An 18,959-nucleotide genomic window follows, 5' to 3' on the forward strand; every position below is an offset into this window, starting at 1 on the left:
GTTAGTTCTGGCTCACAGTTAACACTGTCCAAAACCAGACGGCTAGCGTGTTGCAAATTTTCGGAAGAGTCTATTGTCAGTTGTAATCCAGGAGATGTTATGTAAGTCTGGAAATTCTGCAAATCCTTGCTCTACATTAGATAATACACTGGTAGTTGCTAGAGCTATAGTCGCCCGAGCATCTGCAATTATTGCTTGTAAGCGGGATAGGGAATGGTTGGGACGGGGAGGATAAACCGGAACTGCTACTCTTCCAGCATATATACAACCAAAAAAAGCTACTATGAACTCCAAACCAGGGGGATACAGCAGTAAAATGCGAGCACCAATATTACTGTTTAATTGCAATTTAGAAGCGACCGCTCGCGATTTTAGATCTAATTCTGCATAGGTTATGGCGATTTCTTTCGTAGATCCATCGGTCAAAAAAGTATAAGCTATTTGGTTGGGCTGATGGATAGCTCTATAGTGTAATAGATCGCTTAAAGTTGAATTATCTAATCCTATATTCATGGATACACCTCCGTAATAAGGAAAAAGGTACGGAAATTAGAAATTTGCTTCTAAAGTCAGTTTTAAATTTCAACAAAGAAAAAACTATTTGTTTAATACATCATTTCTGCTAAAAACTTTCCACCTTTTCAAAGAGAATAGATGGATCGAAATCCGACATATTTGTTACTATCAACTTAATTTACTAGCAAAATAGAAACAATTTAGTGCAAGATATATTTGCAACTACAAACTTGTAACTGCAAACTTGTAACTATAAACATATTCTTTAGTCAGTAATTAAACGGACGTAACATCACAAATTACCCAATGAAATGATTCATTACTTGCTATCATCTAAATAGAGTTTTAGCTTATAGTGCTGGGTGTTAGTTTTTTTTGTAACAATTACAGTACGTCGCTCTAAAATTTCGCAAACAACAGGATTATGCTCCCAATACTACCGTTATCCCAACAAAATTGTCATCAGAAGTAAATATTGAAGAAAAATGAATTTTATTCAGGGAGATATTTACAGGAGCGTGACCCATAGGTGTCCTTGTTGTTTTGACTTCATCATCATAAGAATTGAAGTCCAAGTACACATGAGCAGAAAGTCATAAATTTCCAGCAGAGATATGTACATAAAGTCATACCTGCATCCATGACTTTAGTCATTGGTTAATATGTACTAACTAATCTAGAAGATATGACTAATATCCAAATACTGCTGAAGGTATGGGAAATTTGGGGAACCCAAGTAGTAGGTTAACTCCAACAAATTTTTTCAATAAAACCTATTTGTTATTTTGATTTGCAATCGGAATAAATCCGGCTTTTTGAATTAAGCTATGTCCTCGATCTGTTTGGAATAACTTTGCATAAGCTTGTGCTGCTTTGTATTTATCTTTTTGTAAAACTTTCTTGTCATCTTCATCTTTCACAATTACATATAATGGTCGAGAAAATGGATAAGTATGACTGTGTAATGCTTGCAGATTGACCCGATTGCGTTGTTGCGGACATTCCTCGGTTGGAATAAATGGTTTTTTATAAGGACTAATTAATTGATCTAATCTTTCTCCAATAGCCAAAGATTTAATGCTACATTGTGGAACAATTTCTGGTGCAGAAGCGTAGTAAATCGCACCAGGTTCGTTTGCTACTTTTTGTAATCCCTGTGTAGTAATGTCAACGAATTTAACGTTGTCAGCAAAACTTTGATCGCGAAGAACTTCATGTTTAAAAAATTCAACTGTTGCTGATTCTCCTAAAGGGCGAGAATAGGGTGTAATGGGAAGCGAAGGTCCACCCAACTCTTTCCAATTACTAATTTTGCCGGTATAAATACTTCTGATCTGAGTAATGGTTAAGCCAGGAAGATTAAGATTGTGATTTACTGCGATCGCAATTCCGTCAACAGCAACTGGAATTTCTTTGAGTTTAAAACCTTTCTGTTTTGCTATTTGGTGTTCTTCTTTTTTCAGAATTCGAGAAGATAGAGAAAAATCAATTTCGTCATTTAATAGCATTTTGATTCCAGTTTCAGAAGAGGGAGCTTCTTCAGTTGAGCCCACATATTCTAATTTAAATTGAGGATGGGTAGTCTCGATTGCTTTCTCAAATTGTTCGCGTATTGGTACCCAACTGCTACTACCTCCATAACGCCATGTTCCTTGGGGAAGATTTATATCATCGAAGTCATCTTCTTTAGTATCTTCTTCAACGTAAGCAATTAAAGTTTCTTGATAAGAATCGTTATGAATATAGTATAGATTTGCGCCTATAAATAGACTCAATACTATAAGATAAAACCAATACTTTTTCATCTATGGCACCCAACGATGTAAAGCATAATAATTTTAACAGCAGCAATAGCAATTAATTAGGTGCTTATAGTAAAGTATTTAGGAATTTTTATTGGAAATCATTGAATAAATTTAATATTTTAGTTAACACATTAAAAATGTGAAATTTGGCTATATTTTTCAATATAGCCTTCAGTCCGTAAATTAAGATACTTCAATAGAAATAACAGCAAGAGTAAAACCCTTAGAAAACTGAAATTTCAGAGTCTAGAGGCTGAAATTTATCAAGTACGATTAACTACTTCTAATTAATTCTCTACATTGACATTAAAGGTTAAATCAAGAAAATCCCGATCACCTCCACCATACACATCCTCGAAACCAAATTTGTTATTTGAGAGTTGAAGGTGTTGTATCCCATCTGGATTCCCATTCTCAAACCCAAAGTAAGCATGTAATCCACTTCCGTTTCTATACTGATTAGTTGGGTTTTGCTCGAGAAATTCTTCTACGGTACCGTCTGCAATTAAGTAAGGTGCTAAGAATATTCCCCCATCAACCTGTGTCGTCACGCTGCGATCGTCTGCATTAAAATCCAGTTCGGAGATACGTTGTTTGAATGCTGCTGTTTCATATCCTGTTTCTCCCGGTCGAATCGACTTGTTTGTGATTGGGTCGACAACTGTTCCATCTGTATCCAGTACCTGGTAGAAACCTCCGGAATTTTTATAGGATGCGCGACTGAAAATCTTGTCTAAGCTCACTGAAACTGTATCGTCAGTTTTGCCATTTCCATCAAGATCGACGTTACTCAGGTCTATTATTCCATTAGAATCGACTTTACCTTTATCTTTTATATCTTGGGTAGGAATAGATTCAATATCATCACTCGAGTCTAATATTTCATTAGCATCGACTTTACCCTTATTATTAACCTTTTCAGTAGGAATAAATTCAATCTCATCAAACCGAGCAAATTCTTTGCTGTCACTAACACCTTCAATTTTAAAGATGTCTCCTGGTTTTAGTTGTACTTCTTCTATGGCGATATAGCTAGTTTTTGTGGAGGGTTTTGGTAGATTGCTGGGTAAATCGCGGTCAAAAATAAAGCTTTCTGTTTTCCCTCCAACAGTTATTTTCCCTTGGGATTGACCATCGTTTTCGTCATAGTAACCGACTTTTACTTGATAAGTTCCGGCTTCTCCCCGAAATGTACCTGTAGCAGAACCTCGATTGTAACCAGTTTTTTTCAGAGAAATATATTTTCCGCCCGATCCATTGGAACCTGCGATATTTTCGACGCGATAGCCATTAAGGTTAAGTTCTTCGGCTTCATAATGTAAGGGATTATCCTTGACAGGTGTAAAGGTTGGATTGGGTTCTTCTACTTCTACGGTTGGTTGAGGGATAGGTTTAACTTTTGGTTTAGCCCCTGGAATACCAGAACTACCACCATTTGAGGTAATCGGGTCAATGTCCAAATCTTCAGTAAGTTTAGCTCCAGTAATCGCAGGTTCTCCGTCGTTTGCATCTTGAACGCCGTTTTTATTTTGAACAACGTTCTTACCACCATCCTTAACTACGAAATTAACTGTATTCTCTAATTCTTGACCACCTGCTCGATTATCTGCGAAACGAGATTCAGTAATGGTGAGATTTTTTGCGTTGTCTTTCCCAGCGATCCAAATACTTCCTGCTTGACGGTCGGCGTAGTTTTCAACAAATGTCGTATTTTTTATCGTTGATTTAGCTTTTTTGGGAGTATTTAAAACAATTGCTCCGCCTATGTCTCCATTTTTACCAGAACTTGTAACTTTATTTTCAGAGAAGGTCGAGTCTTCAACTGTAACTCCACCTTTTACATCTGTCCATAAACCACCACCTTGAGATGTGGAAGTATTATTAGCAATTGTGGAATCGCGGATGACTAATGAGACTGGATCGTCTTCATCTCGATAGGATTGAACGGCTAAACCGCCACCTCTATAAGCCTTATTGTTAGTTATTTTGCTGTTTTCAACAATAATTTTGTCATCTGAATATCCGCTGAGAAAAAAGGCTCCACCATAATCTCCACCACCTTTGTTATTTTCAGCGACAACATTGTTAATCAGAGTTGTTCCACCAATACCGTCCCGCTCTGCACTTCCACTAGCTCCATCGGTGAAAATAGCTCCACTTCCATTTAAGCCTTCATTATCCTTAAATACCGAATCTTCTACTTTTAGTTCGTTGAGTAAAGTATAAACAGCACCATAGTAACCTTTATTATTTGTAAAGGTACTATCACTAATCTTGAGAAAAGCATCTCCACCGACGTTGCGTTCGCCATTACTTTTAACAACTTTTGCTCCTTCTCCACCTCCGTAGGTGGAAATTGCACCCGCACTGAAATCATCGTTTGCAACCGAACCATCATTTCCATCAAACACACTATTCTTGATGGTTGCATTAGAACCATAACCAACGAAAATAGCCCCACTCCGTTCGCCTACATTATCAATGAAGCGAGAATTCTCGACTACTAAGGTATTGGAGTCAACCAGTTCTATCGCCCCACCTCGAACAATCTTATCGGGATTGTCATCAACTGCTTTACCATTGGCAAAGGTGAGGTTTCGCAGTACTACGTCTGAGTAATCGTAGGTAATCTGTAAAATACGCGTTTTATTCTCGCCACTAATGGTGAGATTGGGTGCATTACCCCCATCAATCGTAAGATTCTTATCAACTACAAGTTGTTCGTCCAACCGAATGGTTTTATCCGCAAGTTTGGGTGAAAAAACTATCTTGTCCCCATCGTCGGATTTAGCGATCGCCTCGCGTAGTGAACCAACGCCATTATTTTTCGTATTGGTAACTGTGATGATAGCCATGAATGGGTTAGAGGTAAGTTGAAGTATTCTTTCCTTTGACGGAATGCAATACACTGCTCAATTCTGCTTGTTCTCTACAGTTTGAGTAGCATTTGCATCTATTGGCAGGATAGCCGGTAAATATTACTACAAGCAGCGAGCTTTGTAATAACAAATGCTTTGTCGTTAAGACTACAAATTTTCTATTTTCTATCGCATCTCTTGATGGGTGCTTCTTTATGAATTAGCTCTTTTTACGGAACTACAAAAATCCCACCATTGTTACCCCTTCCCTATCATTCTCATAGCAAAGTAAATATCTCTGTGGATATATAAATTGCTATGTTTGCTGTAGATACTAACACTATTCCTTCATAATTGGCCAGGAATTTTAAATTTATAGACAAGATTCTTATTGTAGGTGTTTTATTCTTCGTTTAATGAATTATTACTATCTGTTTTCAAGTGTGGCGTGAGCTTGATAGTTTTTGATTTTGGCTTTTAATTTTGTTAGGATGTTTGAGTGATTTAGATGCTTTAAAAGTACTGGTATCAGGCAACGGTATTAAGCGGACATATAAAACAACTTTTGTATAAACGGTAAAATCTATACAAAAGTTGTTTTTCAAAAAACTAAATATGATTATTATTTTTTTAAATCAATCCAAAAAATGAATTATGTAGTATTTTTTGTGACTTTTTAAGTATTTTATTTGATAAATCTTTTTTCTTGAATTTGACAATCTTAGAGGTGAATATCTGGAAACTATTAAAATATGATTCGGGAGGGTTAAAAGGATATTGGTTGAGTTGAGGAGCTATCTTGTTGATCAGATCGATCTGGATTGTTGAAGCAAATCTTTTTTCTTCTTTAATACTTAAAAATAATGAGTATAAATACGCGGAATTAAGAATTGGAAATCGAGAAAAATCATTTAAGTCATAAAGTTGTTCTTTGCTACTTAACCAACCAGCTTGTCTCTGCTCAAGATAAAAACGATCTCTCCAATTCAAATTTTCTTGAGGGTTCTCAATTATCCAGTTTAACCACTCTTTTAAACCAGCAGTGGCTGTGGAATTTTTTGATTCTTGAAATAGATCTGCAATCATATTTGCTCCTACCTCTGCATTGGGGAGGATTTCTGGTAAGGTCGGTACAAAACTTTTTGCAACTGCAAATCCATGACCTCCGAAGGAAATCCCTTTCAAGTTATCTCGAACCCCACTAACAAAAGGTTCTGCATCTCCTTGGGATACATGACCACCAGTATGTTCCTGAGCCAGTTTGCTTCTTTGGGGATAATATTTAGAATTACGGGTAAATATATGGGAATAACCACAGTCTTGAGTGAGCTTTGGGGGAATAATCATATCTGCAATGGACATCCGCGCAGCTATTCGCGTAAAGGGTTGAACTTTTATCCCCGCAGCATGACTTAAAGCTAGTATCAACCTGGAATCATATCCTGCTGTTATTCCTAACCATAGTTCGGGAGATATTTTTGCTAGTTGTTGTAGGGTAGTAACTAGAATTTCTTGAATTTCCTCGAGGATATCTTCATAATCGCGATCGAGGTAAATTTCTGGCATTAATTGTCTCGGTTGGATCTCTCCAGAATATAGATCTAACAATTGGCTTGGTAGTAGTTGGGATATCCCATCGAACCGGGAAAATGGAGGAGTATACCAGGAAATACCAACCTCATGTTTGAGTTGACGAGAATCAATAACTGGCGATCGCCCCTTAAATACAATTTGAGCTAGGAGGGCTACACTACTGGAAATCCATGCTTGTCCTTGAGAATTTTGGTGGTAGAAACATCCCAATAATCCGCTTGCATCTAGGTGTAGTTTTCCATTACCAACTAAAACCCACCGTCCGCTCCAGGTGGAGTACAGTTCTGGAACTTGATCGCTACTAGTTTGTTTAATTTCCTCTGCTGGGGATTTTTTGTTTTGCGAAGTCTGTATGGCTATACCCAAAACATACCAGGCTTCTCCATTGTTATCTTTGATGGTGGTAACTTGAAGGTCGGGACAACATGAAAGCCAAACTGAATGACTTAGCTGGTAAGATTTCCAGGTTTCATTGAGAAGAAATTTTTCTGGACCAATAACAAACTGTTTGCGATGGATATGCATTAAGAAATTAGGGTTACAAAAATTAGGGTTACAAAAATTAGGTATCTAACAAGAATAGAACCTTAAAAAGTCATAACTTTATAATCAGAACCTGATAATTAGAGCTTTAAAATAAATCTCTACTATGGTGTTCGACTGATGAATAATGTGTGTTGTGTGACTTATACACTTCAAAAATAATAGCTACTTGTCACCAAACACAATACATTTTCAGATTCTTTACTTAGTCCTTAAAATCAGTTCATTTAGATTTTTATTCGCAAACGTTATATTATATAGCTTATTGACACGCAACTTATTTATTTTGATTCTTAAGCTATATACGCGCAAATAAGCATATTTTTTGTTGTGGATGATATATATCTATTTATCATTCTCAGGATAGATACGAATATGAAGTGCTCAAGTATTATTGCAAATTGAAGCATACTACTTTAGTAAGATAAATTAATTTTTTGATGTATTCGAGGGTTTTTATTTGTTTTTGACTAATTGACCTTTTATCTTCCTTGAGAGATACATCACGCTAAAGGATTTTTATTCTCTGCTGCTGAATTTACTGTTTTTTCAATTCTCTTTAACCTTGTTTGCTGACGCTTAGCGCTGGAAATCCAAAATAATATGCTTTTCTTGGATGAGTTGCTAAATGCTTCAAAATTTCTCTTCGCTGCTTCGTTGCTTTCCAATGCTTGTTTCAAGTCTTCAGGGATAATTAAAGCTTCAATTGCATCTAATGCTTCCCAGGAACCATCTTCTTTTGCTGCTGTAATCTTTGCAAAACCAGCTGCAGTCATCAAGTTTTGTTCTATAAGTTCTTCTATGTATTGTTTATTTAATTTCGACCATACGCTTTTTGGTTTGCGGGGTGTAAATATTTGCATGTAGCGTTCTTGGTCAATTGATTTGACTTTACTGTCAATCCAGCCAAAACATAGGGCTTCTTTGACTGCTTCGCTATATTTTACGCTGGATTTACTGCTTTTTACTTTGTAGTAAATCAGCCATATTCCAATGGTCGTACTATGGTTTTTCTCTAACCATTCGCGCCATTCTTGGCGATTTGCTGCGTAAATACTGTCGAGTTGCTCTTCGAATTTCGGCATAAATCGTTTGAAATATTTTTCTACGGATGCACACTGATGTACTTGTTGTTTTGTTTACAAGTATTTAAAATAATGCTTTTCACCCCATATTTGATTATTAGGCAATATTTGTAGGTATGATATTTATTAAAGATAAGTATCATAACTTTCAATTACAATTAATGGAAGAAGCGAGAAAAAATAACGTTTTTAACGCTGGTGTTAGTGACCGAGCTGCAGAGGAAGATGCTCTTGGTTTTGAACCTTATGTTACAGCAATTGCAGAATTTTTAACCAATCCTGATACCAAACCCCCACTCACTCTTTCTATTGAAGGTGAATGGGGTAGCGGTAAATCTTCTTTTATGAAACAACTCAAAAAAGTAATTGAAGATATTCCACCAGAGGCATTAAAAAAAGAGCAAAAAAAACACAAATCTAAAAGTAGGAATTTTTTCTTCAGATTGTGTATCTTATGGTTCAATAAAATAAAACCTAAACCGAAAGTAGTGTGGTTCAATGCTTGGAGGTACGATAAAGCTGAAGCTCTATGGGCAGCTTTTGCACTCGAATTTATCCGCCAAATCTCTCGTCCTCGTGATTTTCGTGATATATTTCCTATTCTGATAGGAAATATTAAACTTTTTTGGTTCCGCTTTGATTGGAACAATGGATTACAGAAAATTATATTATTCGTTTTAAGCTTATCTGTTGTGCTAACCCTGCTGATTCTGGTTTATCACAAAGCAGAAGATCTGCATCAACAAGGAACTGATTTATATAATTTATTTAAACAAATATCTACAAATAAAGAAAATCAAGATTTTCTACGGTGGCTAGTTAGATCTTTAGTAACCTTAATTTCAGTAGCCGGTTTCATTTCTTTGTTACTCAAATTAAAAAGTTCTGTTGTTGGATCTCCAAAAAACGATTTAACAAAATATCTGACATCCCCTAACTATAATAGCAAACTCCCTTTTGTTGAGAAATTCCATGAAGACTTCAGAAAGATTGTGGAAGCATATGCGGGTATAAATAAAGTCTATGTTTTCATTGATGACCTTGATCGTTGTGAGGTTCCTAAGTCCGCTGAACTGATGCAGGCTATAAACTTGATGATATCGAATGATCCACAACTAATTTTCATCCTTGGTATGGATAGGGAGAAGGTCGCAGCAGCTTTCGCACTTAAGTACAATACCCGTGAATGAAATGCTCAAGCTGCCTTTGGAACAATAATTTCTAAATCTTTTTTCAAATCTCTAATTTCCGATTTATGAGTGGGATTTNCCTCCCTTCGGAAGCAGAGTGGGAATATGCTTGTCGAGCAGGAACAACAACCCCATTTCATTTTGGTGAAACGATTACTCCTGAATTAGCAAATTACGGGGGAAATATTCAAGAAACGACTCCGGTGGGACAATTTCCACCAAACGCTTTTGGTTTGTACGACATGCACGGAAATGTGTGGGAATGGTGTCAAGATACCTGGCATGAAAATTATCATGGAGCGCCGACAAATGGTAGTGCTTGTATTGATAATGATAATCGTTATCGTGTACTGCGTGGTGGTTCGTGGTACTACGTTCCTCCTTACTGCCGTTCTGCTACTCGCTACTGGTACATTCCCGACGGTAGGAATCTCCTCAATGGTTTTCGGGTTGTTTGCGTTGTTTCCCTCAGGGGTCCTTAGTAGCCCTTTATACTTTTGCTCTTTTCTCTTCTATTCTTCTTCTCTTTACCCTTCCTTATCTCGCGAATCGAGTCGAATTTTTTTACAAATTTAATGTTAAATGAAGTCGATAATTCCCTTGGAGAATTTACTGGTGATGTGGGAGAATTTATTGCCACTATCGAGACTATTAACAACCAGTGTTATTTGCTTGATGATAGTGATAATCCTTGAAGTTAAAAATCTCTATCCATTGCAACCTTTTACCTTTCATTACCAAAAAATGAATTAGCAACAATTGCAGCTTGAGTCCGATCGCGTAAATCTAACCGATTCAAAATTCGAGTCATATAATTTTTGATAGTCTTTTCGCTCAAGTACAAAGCCTCAGCAATTTCCCGATTACTCGAACCTTTCGCAACTAACTGTAAAATTTCGATTTCTCTTGCTGTAAGTTCATCCCAACCAGGTGGTGGAGATTTGGAAACGGAAAGTTTTTGAGCCATAACTTTACCTAGTCCTGGTCCTAGTTGGGTATAACCTTTATGTACTGAACAAATTGCTTGGGCTAATTCTTCAGAAGGTGTATCCTTAAGCAAATATCCAGCAGCACCATAATGTAATGCTTGGGTAACGTAATCTTCATCTGCAAAGGTGGTAAGTACTAAGATTTTAATTTGCGGGAAAGCTTTTGTTATTTCTTTTGTGGCTGCAACACCATCCATTATCGGCATGCGGATATCCATTAAAATAACATCGGGCTGCAAAGTGGGAATGGAATCAATTGCAGTTTGTCCGTTTTCTGCTTCTCCGACTATTTCTAAATCTTTTTCTAATTTGAGTAAGGCTTTGAGTCCGCGACGGATTAAGTTTTCATCATCGACTAATAATAAACGAATCATATTAAATTGTGGAATTGTGGAACTGATAAATTTATTGATTATTCCCATTCCTCCCCGAGGGGAGGTTAGGAGGGGGTTATTATCTTCTGTACTAAGACGCGTTTAGCATTTCACCCGGGAAGTAGAGCAAAAGCAAAAATTTCTATATTGGAAAAGTTGCAGTAATTTTACATCCAGAATTTGGGGCTGTTTCTACATTTAAAGTACCACCAACAGTAAGGGCGCGATCGCGCATACTTTGCAAGCCAAAACCGGTTGTGTTTTGATTCGGCTTAAATCCTTTACCATTATCATCAATAATTAGCTGTAAACTATTAGATTTTTGATTTTTAACGTTTATTTTAATCTTAACTTTTGTAGCTTCTGCATGCTTAAAAATATTAGTAAATGCTTCTTGAGTTATGCGATAAATTGCAATTTTAATTTCAGGTTTAAGGTTTAAGTTTAAGTTAAAATTTAAACCATTTAAATTTAAATATAAAGTTGGGGAAATATTACTGGAACGTTGTAAATCCTCACATAAAGAAATGATTCCATCTTCCAAAGATAATTCAGCTAATGGATCTGCACGTAAAGTCGAAATTGATTGACGAACTTCTTTGAGAGCATTTGAACCTAATCTTTTTGATTCAATTAAAAATTCTGTTGCTTCTTCTGGGTCAGTTTGCCATATTTTTACAGCAGCTTCTAAATGTAAATTTAAAACTGTTAATGCATGACCGACGGAATCATGGATATCTCGAGCGATGCGATTACGCTCCTGTAAAGTTGCTAATTCTTCAATTTTTAATGCATATTCACTTAATTGAGCATTTGCGATCGCGAGTTGTTCGTTTGCAATGCTTAATTTTTGCCGACTTTGAAATTCATTGAGTAATGCATTAATCGCCATTTGCATAAAAATAGCGCTGATTCCTAATATTAATACAGAGGCGAATATGACAATTGCAAATTGTTTTTTGATTGCTAAAGGTTGAATATACTGTACTATTTGGGTGCGGTGAAGCTGTGTAAATAAAGATAAAAATATAGCTAGTCCGCTGACTAAGTAACGGGTAATACCTCGAAAAATCACACAATTACGAGCAATCAAAATAATATAAAGTAGCGGTACTAAAAGAATTCCTCCGGAAAATGAAGCAATAATAATTAAGCCTATTTCTAAGCTTGTATAAATAATTTTATGTAATTTGTTTTGTGATGGTAATTTTAAACCAATAATTCCAAATATAAATAAAAAAACAATATTCATCGGTGGGTTTCTTGGTAAAAGTGAAGCAACATTAAATGAAGATGCAAACACTTCACCCATAATGATAATCCCCAACAAAACCCATTCTAAATAAAGTAAAAATCTTAGGGGATATTTCCGAGTTTTAATTAGAGCAATCATGTCACAGTTTTAATTCTAATTTCTTATTCTTAAATTTTATTTTCAATTTAATCTCAATATAGCAATCCTAAATAATTCATAAAAATAAATACTGTAGAGACGTTGCATGCAACGTCTCTACAGTATTTATCTGTTCACAAATCAAATATGATTGCTGTATCAGATTTATTACATAACTTATAAACTAGTTTACTTAACAGTTTTGACAAAAACCAGAATCATTAGTCATGACTAGTTTAGGGACTAAAGTCCTGATTTAATTGAGGACTCCTGACTCATGTTTTCAAGGTGTTACCCGACGTATTGTGTATACATGGATCTTCGCATTTGTCACATTAATTTTGCGTCTCCTCAGAAAAATAAACAATTACGTCTAACAAAAATATGAATTACGCTCATATAACTCTCAAATTTCTTCCTTTATTCTTAATTTCCATTGCAATTGAAGTTTTATGGATAGTGCGGTGGAAGAAACAAAAGTATTCAGTTCGAGAAAGTTTGATTTCCCTGGCGATCGCTGTGGGAAATCGCATATCCAAACTCATTCCCATAGTTCCCACTGCGGGTTTAATCGCATTTGCGTGGGAGCATCGGATCTCAACTATTGCTCTAGATAGTTGGTGGAATATACTGCTACTATTTATTGGATTAGAATTTGTATATTATTGGTACCATCGAGCATCACATCGCATTCGTTGGTTTTGGGCTACTCACGCTGTTCATCATTCACCGGAATATTTTAATTTGTCAGCAGCTTATCGTTTGGGATGGACGGGTGGTATCTCTGGTGCAGGTTTATTTTTTACACCGCTTGTTTGGATTGGTTTTCAACCAATTGCAGTTATAACCGCCCTAGCTTTAAACTTGGTTTATCAATTTTGGATTCATACCGAACTAATTCCCAAGCTGGGTATTTTGGAATGGTTTTTGAATACTCCATCACATCATCGAGTACATCACGCTTCTAATTCTGCATATATAGATCGTAATTATGGGGGAGTTTTAATTATCTTTGACCGTTTATTTGGAACTTTTGCAGCAGAAGAAACGTCAAATCCTCCGGTTTATGGTTTAACTCACCCCATAAAATCGAATAATCCTTTCAAAGTTGTTTTTAATGAATGGATAGAAATTTATAAAGATATTACTTCTACTAACTCTTGGTCGAAACGCTTTTGTTATCTGTTTGCTCCTCCCGAATGGAAGTTTACGCGGAAGTCACAAAGAAGCTTAAGTGAAATATAGATTTACCAAAATTCAATCGTAGGGTGTGTTACGGCATGTTAAAGTTTTTGGAATGATGAGCATATTGTTTTGCCGTAACGCACCGTCGAATATACAAACAAACTCCAACCTACCTACCCTGTAATTAATCTTATATGGCGGTGCGTTACGACTTGCGTCTAACACACCCTACCGTTCAAATAAGCAACAAATAATTAACCGTCAACTTCTTTTTGTTTCTTTTGTTCGAGTATGAGTTGTATGGTTAAAGCGAATAAACCAAGAGCGACAACGCAAAAAACTGTGGTTCCCAATCCAATCATTCCGACAATTGCTGTTCGGATTAACGAAGAAATTCTCAATGTCACTGGGTTATCGGAATGAATGGGTTTGTTTGCAAAGTTTGTAGCGATAGTAATCATCAAGTTGTACATTGCATATCCCAACCCACCGGAAATTACAGCACCGGTAAGACTGCGTAAAGGACTAGTTGGTGTTTCTGTGGTGGTTGGAGTTTCCTCGGTTGTTTTTGATTCATTCATGTAGTTAGTTGAAAATTAACTAAAAAAATAACTAAACAAGTTCACTCAAAAATTAACTTTGAGATGTTACTTGGATACCATTTTTAATCGATCTAACCACGAATAATTGTAAATCTTCATCAGATATTGTATGAAGAACTTGTAATTTTACTTCTTCTGCTTGTTTTTGGGTTTCGCAAATAGCAAAGACACTGGGACCGGAACCGGACATCATTGTTCCTAATACTCCAGCGTTGGCGAATGTTTCTCTTAGTTGCAATACTTGGGGATAAGCTGGTAATACAACTTTTTCTAAATCGTTGTGGAGTTTTCGAGCAATTTCTGCAGTATCTTGATGGACAATTGCTTGTACCATTGGTCCTGAATGTACGGCTGCGGCTCGTTCGGTTAAACTATTGGTATCCCGAAGATAGGTATTTTCAAATTGTTGTTTATAAGTTTTATATGCCCAAGGGGTGGATACTTCTAAGCTGCGATATTTAGCTAATACTATATATATATTGTCTAATCCTTTTAAAGGAGCAATTTTTTCGCCTCTTCCGGTTGCGATCGCGGTTCCCCCACCAATACAAAAGGGGATATCGGAACCTAATACTGCTGCTAATTCTTCAAGTTCTGCACGGGTTAACCCTAAGTTCCATAGTAAATCTATCCCCACCAATACGGCTGCTGCATTGCTGGAACCCCCTGCTAAACCTGCTGCGATGGGAATTCTTTTTTGAATGGTTATGTCTACTCCACCATATTGAGCAAATGCTTCGGGAAACTTTTGTGTCATTAACTCTGCTGCGCGATAAGCTAAGTTACCTCGATCTGTGGGTAGATCGGGAACATCGCAACGAACGCGAATTATATCTTGGGAACTAGCTGCAATATCTATGCGATCGCAAAGGTCGACACTTTGCATAATCATCACTAACTCGTGATATCCATCGGGGCGATCGCCAATGATTTCTAAATATAAGTTGATTTTAGCTGGTGCAAGTAAAGTGTAGCTGCGCATGGGGATTGGGGGATTAGCGATTGGAACCATATTTGCTGATGATGACCATTGGGTCATGCTTACAATAACAGAATTTAAAATTCAACTAAAAGAACCCCCTGCTAGAATTAATTCTCTGTCAAATAGCATAAGTCCATTTTTAATGGACTAAAGTATTTCAGAAAATAAAAATATTGATTTTGATATAACAAAACGAATAATTTAATTCATGGTGACTGAAATGACTAATATTCCGAGCAACCTACCTTTTCTAGAATCAATTTGTTGGCAGATTACCAATGTTTATGAGTTTACCCCAGAAGAAATGCTCAGTTGTTACGAGCGTGGTTGGAAATATAAAAGTTTGTTCAATAATCTTGAGGGTGATGAACTTGAGTTTATTAAGAAAATTGCCGATATTTATGATTCCTGGTTGAAAGTTGAGTTATGAACTTTAGATTAGACCACCACAACAAAATTCTGACAATTATTGAATCTTTAGATTGTGAAATTCTTAAGGAAGGTTCTACTTATTTTGGTGGTGGAACTCTGCTTGCTCTTGATTTTCAAGAATACCGATGCAGCAATGATATTGATTTTTTATCTTCTGTTAGTACGGGAGGTTATAAATATTTACGAACAAAGATTTTTGACAATGGACACGAGGTACTATTTCGTGATTTGAGTAAAATCAAAATTGGACGTTCTACAACTGACCAGTATGGTATTCGGATGATAGTTTCTGTAGATAATGTACCTATCAAAACCGAAATTATTGCAGAAACTCGTTTTCAATTAGATTTACCAAGATACACACAATGGTCATCTGTTCCCTGTTTAAGTTTAATTGACTGTTTTACCTCTAAGTTACTATCCAATTCTGATCGATACATGGATGATAGCGTACAAGCTAGAGATTTAATTGATTTAGCGGTTCTTAGGTTAAATTATTCAATTCCTCAATCTTCAATTGATAAGGCTGAAAATGCTTACGAAGTTATACGACCTTTAGAACGAAGCATACAAAACTTTCAAGACAGACCTGATTATAGAGAAAAGTGTTTTGCTAATTTACAAGTTGATAAAGTTCAAATACCTAAGATTATCGATGGAGTTGATTTTCTTTGTGCAGATTTAGGTTTACCTGAGATAGGAAGAACTTTTCAAGAGCAACACGATCTCTTTGGTGAGTCCCTCGATTCGTGACCAATTAAAATTATCGTCATTAACCGTAAGGAAATAACAATTCCAATATCTCTAATACTCACAACAAAAAACTTAACCTGTCATTGCGACGTCAGGAAGCAATCCCAACATCTTTAATAAAAACAAGTCGGTGAGATTGCTTCCTCGTTCCTCGTCGCAATGACAGGTTCGGGTTTTGTCCGACGAAGTACAGAAATAATTTTACCTATCATCCAAAAAACCGCTTCTTCAATCTTCTCAACCAAGAATCATTCTTACTTGTTTGCTTTTGCTGTTGCTGTCCGGGTACTTCTCGCTTTTTTGTGCGTAATTTTTCCAAGTTTCGTCGATACATCTTAGTATTAGGATGATTTGACCCCAAAACCCGCTCTAAAACTTCCAATACTTGGATATAAAGGGGTTCTGCTTCAGGGTACTTTCCTTGATCGGAGTAGAGAATAGCTAAATTGTTCAAACTGTCTGCGGTGTGGGGATGATTTTCTCCCAGTTGCAGTTTTCTGATTTCCAAAGCTTGGATATAAAGGCGCTCTGCTTGAAGGTAGTTTCCTTGGGAGTAGTAGAGAATAGCTAAATTGTGCAAACTGTCTGCGGTTTGGGGATGATTTACTCCCAGTTGCAGTTTTGTGATTTCCAATGCTTGGATAAAAAGGAGTTCTGCTTCTGCGTACTTTCCTTGGTCGGAGTAGAGTAAAGCTAAATTGTTCAAGCTCCATCCATAATCAAGATTATTTTCTCCCAAACGGGATTTTACTTCTGATACACATTGCTCAAACCAAGGTTGTACTGACGCATATAAACCTTGTCCTCTGTAAAATCTCCCTAAACCAAGAAAAACCGAAAATAAATTTGTATGATTGAGTCCATCTAGATGGTTTTTTGCAACTTGTGTTAAATGGGGTATAGCGTTTTGGACAGAATTGATAATTTCTAAGGTTGTTACGTCAGGAATTTTTTGAGCAATTTCAATAAAAGTACTAGTAAATGCTTGTTTTAATTCCTGTGTCTGTGTAGATGCTTGTAATTTAGATCCTAAAAACTCGTGAATTAAAGGATGAATTTGATAATTTGCTTCTTCTTGTTCTAACCTTTTGATTAGATGACGTTGATAAAGTTGCTTTTTCCCGTTTCTAACATCTTTCTTGCTCCAGTTTAAGGAGTCACTGATAGAATCTACATATTTCCAAGCAATTGCATTGGGGTCAAATAAACTTAATAATTCTCCAACTTCCTTAGTTTTTGCATCAAGTCTTTCCCAAGTCAAGTTAAATGCTGCTTGAACTCCTAACTTTGCTGTGATTTCTGTCTCTGCTAATTTTTCTGACGACTGAGCGATCGCTTTCTGACCTAATCGCTCTTGTTCCAACTCTTCCAACAAATTTGCGATCAATAAATCTGGGTCTTCTTGCAAATATCGTCCGACTAATTCTAAACCAAGAGGTAAATAACCCAGCCATTCACATAAATTTTTAGTTGTTTCAAGTTCTTTATCTACCCTTTGTTCCCCTAAAATACCTCTCAACAGAAAGTCAAAAGTCATTAGCGGATCCGTAAGGTAGCGGCTCCGTAGGTAGCGCAGCTATAGCTATAGCGTGTCCTACGGACATAAGTCAAAAGTCAAAAATTACTATTACTAATCCCCAATCCCCAATCCCTAATCCCCAACCCCCAACCTATTCGCCAAATTAACCCATTGAGCAACACTTAAATCTTCTCCTCGAACTTGAGGATTTATATCTAATTCTTCGAGCAATTCTGTGAAATTATCTCGCTCAATAATCGATTGTAAATTATTACGTAACATTTTCCGTTTTGAACTAAATCCCAACTTAACTAAAGTTTCCAAATAACGGGGATTGTTAGCAGGAATATCTATCGCTCTAGGAGTCAATCTCACCACCGCTGACTCTACTTTTGGTGGGGGATAAAACGCCTTAGCCGGAACATTACAAATTATCTCTCCTTCAGCTAAATACTGTACCCTTACTGATAGCGCCCCAAAAGCTTTTGTCCCAGGTTTCGCCACTAATCTTTGAGCAACTTCCTTCTGAATTAAAAGTACGATGGAATCGTAAGGATTACTATTGGGCTGAGAAATTTTTCCTAATAGCTTTTCAATGATTGGTCCAGTGATATTGTAAGGAATATTTGCCACAACTTTATTCGGGTTTTTAAAAGCTGCAAAACTCACCAGATTAGCATCTAAATCAAGGGTCAAAAAATCACCCTGCAATAACAAAAAATTCTTCTTATCCCTCAAACTTTTGACTAATTTTTTACATAAATCGCGGTCAACTTCAACCGCAATCAATGACTTTACCAAAGGCAATAAACGCTTGGTAAGTATTCCCGTTCCCGGACCAATTTCTAAAATTCTGTCCTCCGGTTCCAACTGCGCAGCACCAATAATTTTACCTAAAACCCTATCATCCTGGAGCCAATGCTGCGCAAAGACCTTGCGCGGTTTAGCCTCTTGGGATAACCTATTTTTAGACTTTTTAACTGTTTGATTTTTATCCATTTCTTACTTTTTTCTTACTTTTTAACCCAATTATTGTAGAACGCATGAACTAAAAAATAGATTTTTGACTCATTTCATTAATACTAAAGTACTAATGTGATTCGGTGTCAAATTTAGTTCAATATCCATATTTTTTTGATA

16 protein-coding genes are annotated in these 18,959 nt (G+C 36.4%); 5 read left to right on the plus strand and 11 right to left on the minus strand.

Annotated elements, in window-relative coordinates; translation table 11 throughout:
- Nucleotides 1–42: 42 nt before the first annotated feature.
- The 5 genes from BC008_RS02115 to BC008_RS02135 form a co-directional block, all read right to left on the minus strand.
- A complete protein-coding gene (locus BC008_RS02115) occupies nucleotides 43–513 on the minus strand; it encodes an AMP-binding protein (protein ID WP_027845559.1) in 471 nt (156 codons plus the stop codon).
- Between the two features lie 776 nt (nucleotides 514–1,289).
- A complete protein-coding gene (locus BC008_RS02120) occupies nucleotides 1,290–2,321 on the minus strand; it encodes a substrate-binding domain-containing protein (RefSeq protein ID WP_058183003.1) in 1,032 nt (343 codons plus the stop codon).
- 287 nt (nucleotides 2,322–2,608) lie between these two features.
- Nucleotides 2,609–5,176 (minus strand): DUF4114 domain-containing protein, encoded by a 2,568-nt coding sequence (locus tag BC008_RS02125; protein ID WP_058183005.1) that lies wholly within the window; start codon nucleotides 5,174–5,176, stop codon nucleotides 2,609–2,611.
- Between the two features lie 633 nt (nucleotides 5,177–5,809).
- Nucleotides 5,810–7,297: a hypothetical protein gene (locus BC008_RS02130; protein WP_058183007.1), complete on the minus strand. Its 1,488-nt coding sequence runs from the start codon at nucleotides 7,295–7,297 to the stop codon at nucleotides 5,810–5,812.
- A 521-nt stretch (nucleotides 7,298–7,818) separates the two neighbouring features.
- Entirely contained in the window at nucleotides 7,819–8,400 is a 582-nt protein-coding gene (locus BC008_RS02135; protein WP_027845558.1) for a YdeI/OmpD-associated family protein, read from the minus strand.
- A 161-nt stretch (nucleotides 8,401–8,561) separates the two neighbouring features.
- Between BC008_RS02135 and BC008_RS02140 the strand changes: the two genes are divergently transcribed.
- Both BC008_RS02140 and BC008_RS02145 read left to right on the plus strand, forming a co-directional pair.
- Nucleotides 8,562–9,590 (plus strand): KAP family P-loop NTPase fold protein, encoded by a 1,029-nt coding sequence (locus BC008_RS02140; protein WP_161938066.1) that lies wholly within the window; start codon nucleotides 8,562–8,564, stop codon nucleotides 9,588–9,590.
- A 65-nt stretch (nucleotides 9,591–9,655) separates the two neighbouring features.
- Nucleotides 9,656–10,072: a formylglycine-generating enzyme family protein gene (locus BC008_RS02145; protein WP_063800733.1), complete on the plus strand. Its 417-nt coding sequence runs from the start codon at nucleotides 9,656–9,658 to the stop codon at nucleotides 10,070–10,072.
- A 242-nt stretch (nucleotides 10,073–10,314) separates the two neighbouring features.
- Here the strand turns inward: BC008_RS02145 and BC008_RS02150 are convergent, their stop codons facing one another.
- Together BC008_RS02150 and BC008_RS02155 are read right to left on the minus strand one after the other, a co-directional pair.
- Nucleotides 10,315–10,953, minus strand: coding sequence for a response regulator transcription factor (locus BC008_RS02150; RefSeq protein ID WP_027843997.1), 639 nt, complete (start codon nucleotides 10,951–10,953; stop codon nucleotides 10,315–10,317).
- 142 nt (nucleotides 10,954–11,095) lie between these two features.
- The gene (locus BC008_RS02155; protein WP_235595775.1) at nucleotides 11,096–12,265 is read right to left on the minus strand and encodes a sensor histidine kinase; all 1,170 of its coding nucleotides are present in this window, start codon (nucleotides 12,263–12,265) and stop codon (nucleotides 11,096–11,098) included.
- 465 nt (nucleotides 12,266–12,730) lie between these two features.
- Between BC008_RS02155 and BC008_RS02160 the strand changes: the two genes are divergently transcribed.
- Nucleotides 12,731–13,591 carry a sterol desaturase family protein gene (locus BC008_RS02160; protein WP_027843995.1) on the plus strand — a complete coding sequence of 287 codons (861 nt, stop codon included), beginning with the start codon at nucleotides 12,731–12,733 and terminating at the stop codon, nucleotides 13,589–13,591.
- Nucleotides 13,592–13,785: 194 nt separating this feature from the next.
- On the opposite strand, the gene BC008_RS02165 is transcribed toward BC008_RS02160, so the two are convergent.
- Complete coding sequence (locus tag BC008_RS02165; protein WP_027843994.1) at nucleotides 13,786–14,112, minus strand: DUF3082 domain-containing protein; 327 nt, start codon at nucleotides 14,110–14,112, stop codon at nucleotides 13,786–13,788.
- A 52-nt stretch (nucleotides 14,113–14,164) separates the two neighbouring features.
- A complete protein-coding gene (gene ispE, locus BC008_RS02170; RefSeq protein ID WP_027843993.1) occupies nucleotides 14,165–15,115 on the minus strand; it encodes a 4-(cytidine 5'-diphospho)-2-C-methyl-D-erythritol kinase in 951 nt (316 codons plus the stop codon).
- A gap of 220 nt (nucleotides 15,116–15,335) precedes the next feature.
- Here ispE and BC008_RS02175 point away from each other — a divergent pair, with 220 nt between their 5' ends.
- Together BC008_RS02175 and BC008_RS02180 are read left to right on the plus strand one after the other, a co-directional pair.
- On the plus strand, nucleotides 15,336–15,545 hold the full coding sequence (locus BC008_RS02175; protein WP_235595776.1) for a hypothetical protein: 210 nt from the start codon (nucleotides 15,336–15,338) through the stop codon (nucleotides 15,543–15,545).
- Entirely contained in the window at nucleotides 15,542–16,300 is a 759-nt protein-coding gene (locus BC008_RS02180; protein WP_027843991.1) for a nucleotidyl transferase AbiEii/AbiGii toxin family protein, read from the plus strand. Before BC008_RS02175 ends, BC008_RS02180 begins: the two co-directional genes overlap by 4 nt.
- Before the next feature lie 208 nt (nucleotides 16,301–16,508).
- On the opposite strand, the gene BC008_RS02185 is transcribed toward BC008_RS02180, so the two are convergent.
- Both BC008_RS02185 and rsmA read right to left on the minus strand, forming a co-directional pair.
- Complete coding sequence (locus BC008_RS02185) at nucleotides 16,509–17,837, minus strand: tetratricopeptide repeat protein (protein WP_058183010.1); 1,329 nt, start codon at nucleotides 17,835–17,837, stop codon at nucleotides 16,509–16,511.
- Nucleotides 17,838–17,951: 114 nt separating this feature from the next.
- On the minus strand, nucleotides 17,952–18,818 hold the full coding sequence (gene rsmA, locus BC008_RS02190; RefSeq protein WP_058183012.1) for a 16S rRNA (adenine(1518)-N(6)/adenine(1519)-N(6))-dimethyltransferase RsmA: 867 nt from the start codon (nucleotides 18,816–18,818) through the stop codon (nucleotides 17,952–17,954).
- Between the last annotated feature and the right edge of the window lie 141 nt (nucleotides 18,819–18,959).

It is taken from the genome of Mastigocoleus testarum BC008 (assembly GCF_001456025.1).
GTDB lineage: Bacteria > Cyanobacteriota > Cyanobacteriia > Cyanobacteriales > Nostocaceae > Mastigocoleus > Mastigocoleus testarum.

What these genes read in the sequence shown, in the direction of transcription:
- BC008_RS02115 (WP_027845559.1), bottom strand. Translation starts at nt 513, where the DNA reads ATGAATATAGGATTAGATAATTCAACTTTAAGCGATCTATTACACTAT.
- BC008_RS02120 (WP_058183003.1), bottom strand. Translation starts at nt 2,321, where the DNA reads ATGAAAAAGTATTGGTTTTATCTTATAGTATTGAGTCTATTTATAGGC.
- BC008_RS02125 (WP_058183005.1), bottom strand. Translation starts at nt 5,176, where the DNA reads ATGGCTATCATCACAGTTACCAATACGAAAAATAATGGCGTTGGTTCA.
- BC008_RS02130 (WP_058183007.1), bottom strand. Translation starts at nt 7,297, where the DNA reads ATGCATATCCATCGCAAACAGTTTGTTATTGGTCCAGAAAAATTTCTT.
- BC008_RS02135 (WP_027845558.1), bottom strand. Translation starts at nt 8,400, where the DNA reads ATGCCGAAATTCGAAGAGCAACTCGACAGTATTTACGCAGCAAATCGC.
- BC008_RS02140 (WP_161938066.1), top strand. Translation starts at nt 8,562, where the DNA reads ATGGAAGAAGCGAGAAAAAATAACGTTTTTAACGCTGGTGTTAGTGAC.
- BC008_RS02150 (WP_027843997.1), bottom strand. Translation starts at nt 10,953, where the DNA reads ATGATTCGTTTATTATTAGTCGATGATGAAAACTTAATCCGTCGCGGA.
- BC008_RS02155 (WP_235595775.1), bottom strand. Translation starts at nt 12,265, where the DNA reads ATGGGTGAAGTGTTTGCATCTTCATTTAATGTTGCTTCACTTTTACCA.
- BC008_RS02160 (WP_027843995.1), top strand. Translation starts at nt 12,731, where the DNA reads ATGAATTACGCTCATATAACTCTCAAATTTCTTCCTTTATTCTTAATT.
- BC008_RS02165 (WP_027843994.1), bottom strand. Translation starts at nt 14,112, where the DNA reads ATGAATGAATCAAAAACAACCGAGGAAACTCCAACCACCACAGAAACA.
- ispE (WP_027843993.1), bottom strand. Translation starts at nt 15,115, where the DNA reads ATGCGCAGCTACACTTTACTTGCACCAGCTAAAATCAACTTATATTTA.
- BC008_RS02175 (WP_235595776.1), top strand. Translation starts at nt 15,336, where the DNA reads ATGACTAATATTCCGAGCAACCTACCTTTTCTAGAATCAATTTGTTGG.
- BC008_RS02180 (WP_027843991.1), top strand. Translation starts at nt 15,542, where the DNA reads ATGAACTTTAGATTAGACCACCACAACAAAATTCTGACAATTATTGAA.
- BC008_RS02185 (WP_058183010.1), bottom strand. Translation starts at nt 17,837, where the DNA reads ATGACTTTTGACTTTCTGTTGAGAGGTATTTTAGGGGAACAAAGGGTA.
- rsmA (WP_058183012.1), bottom strand. Translation starts at nt 18,818, where the DNA reads ATGGATAAAAATCAAACAGTTAAAAAGTCTAAAAATAGGTTATCCCAA.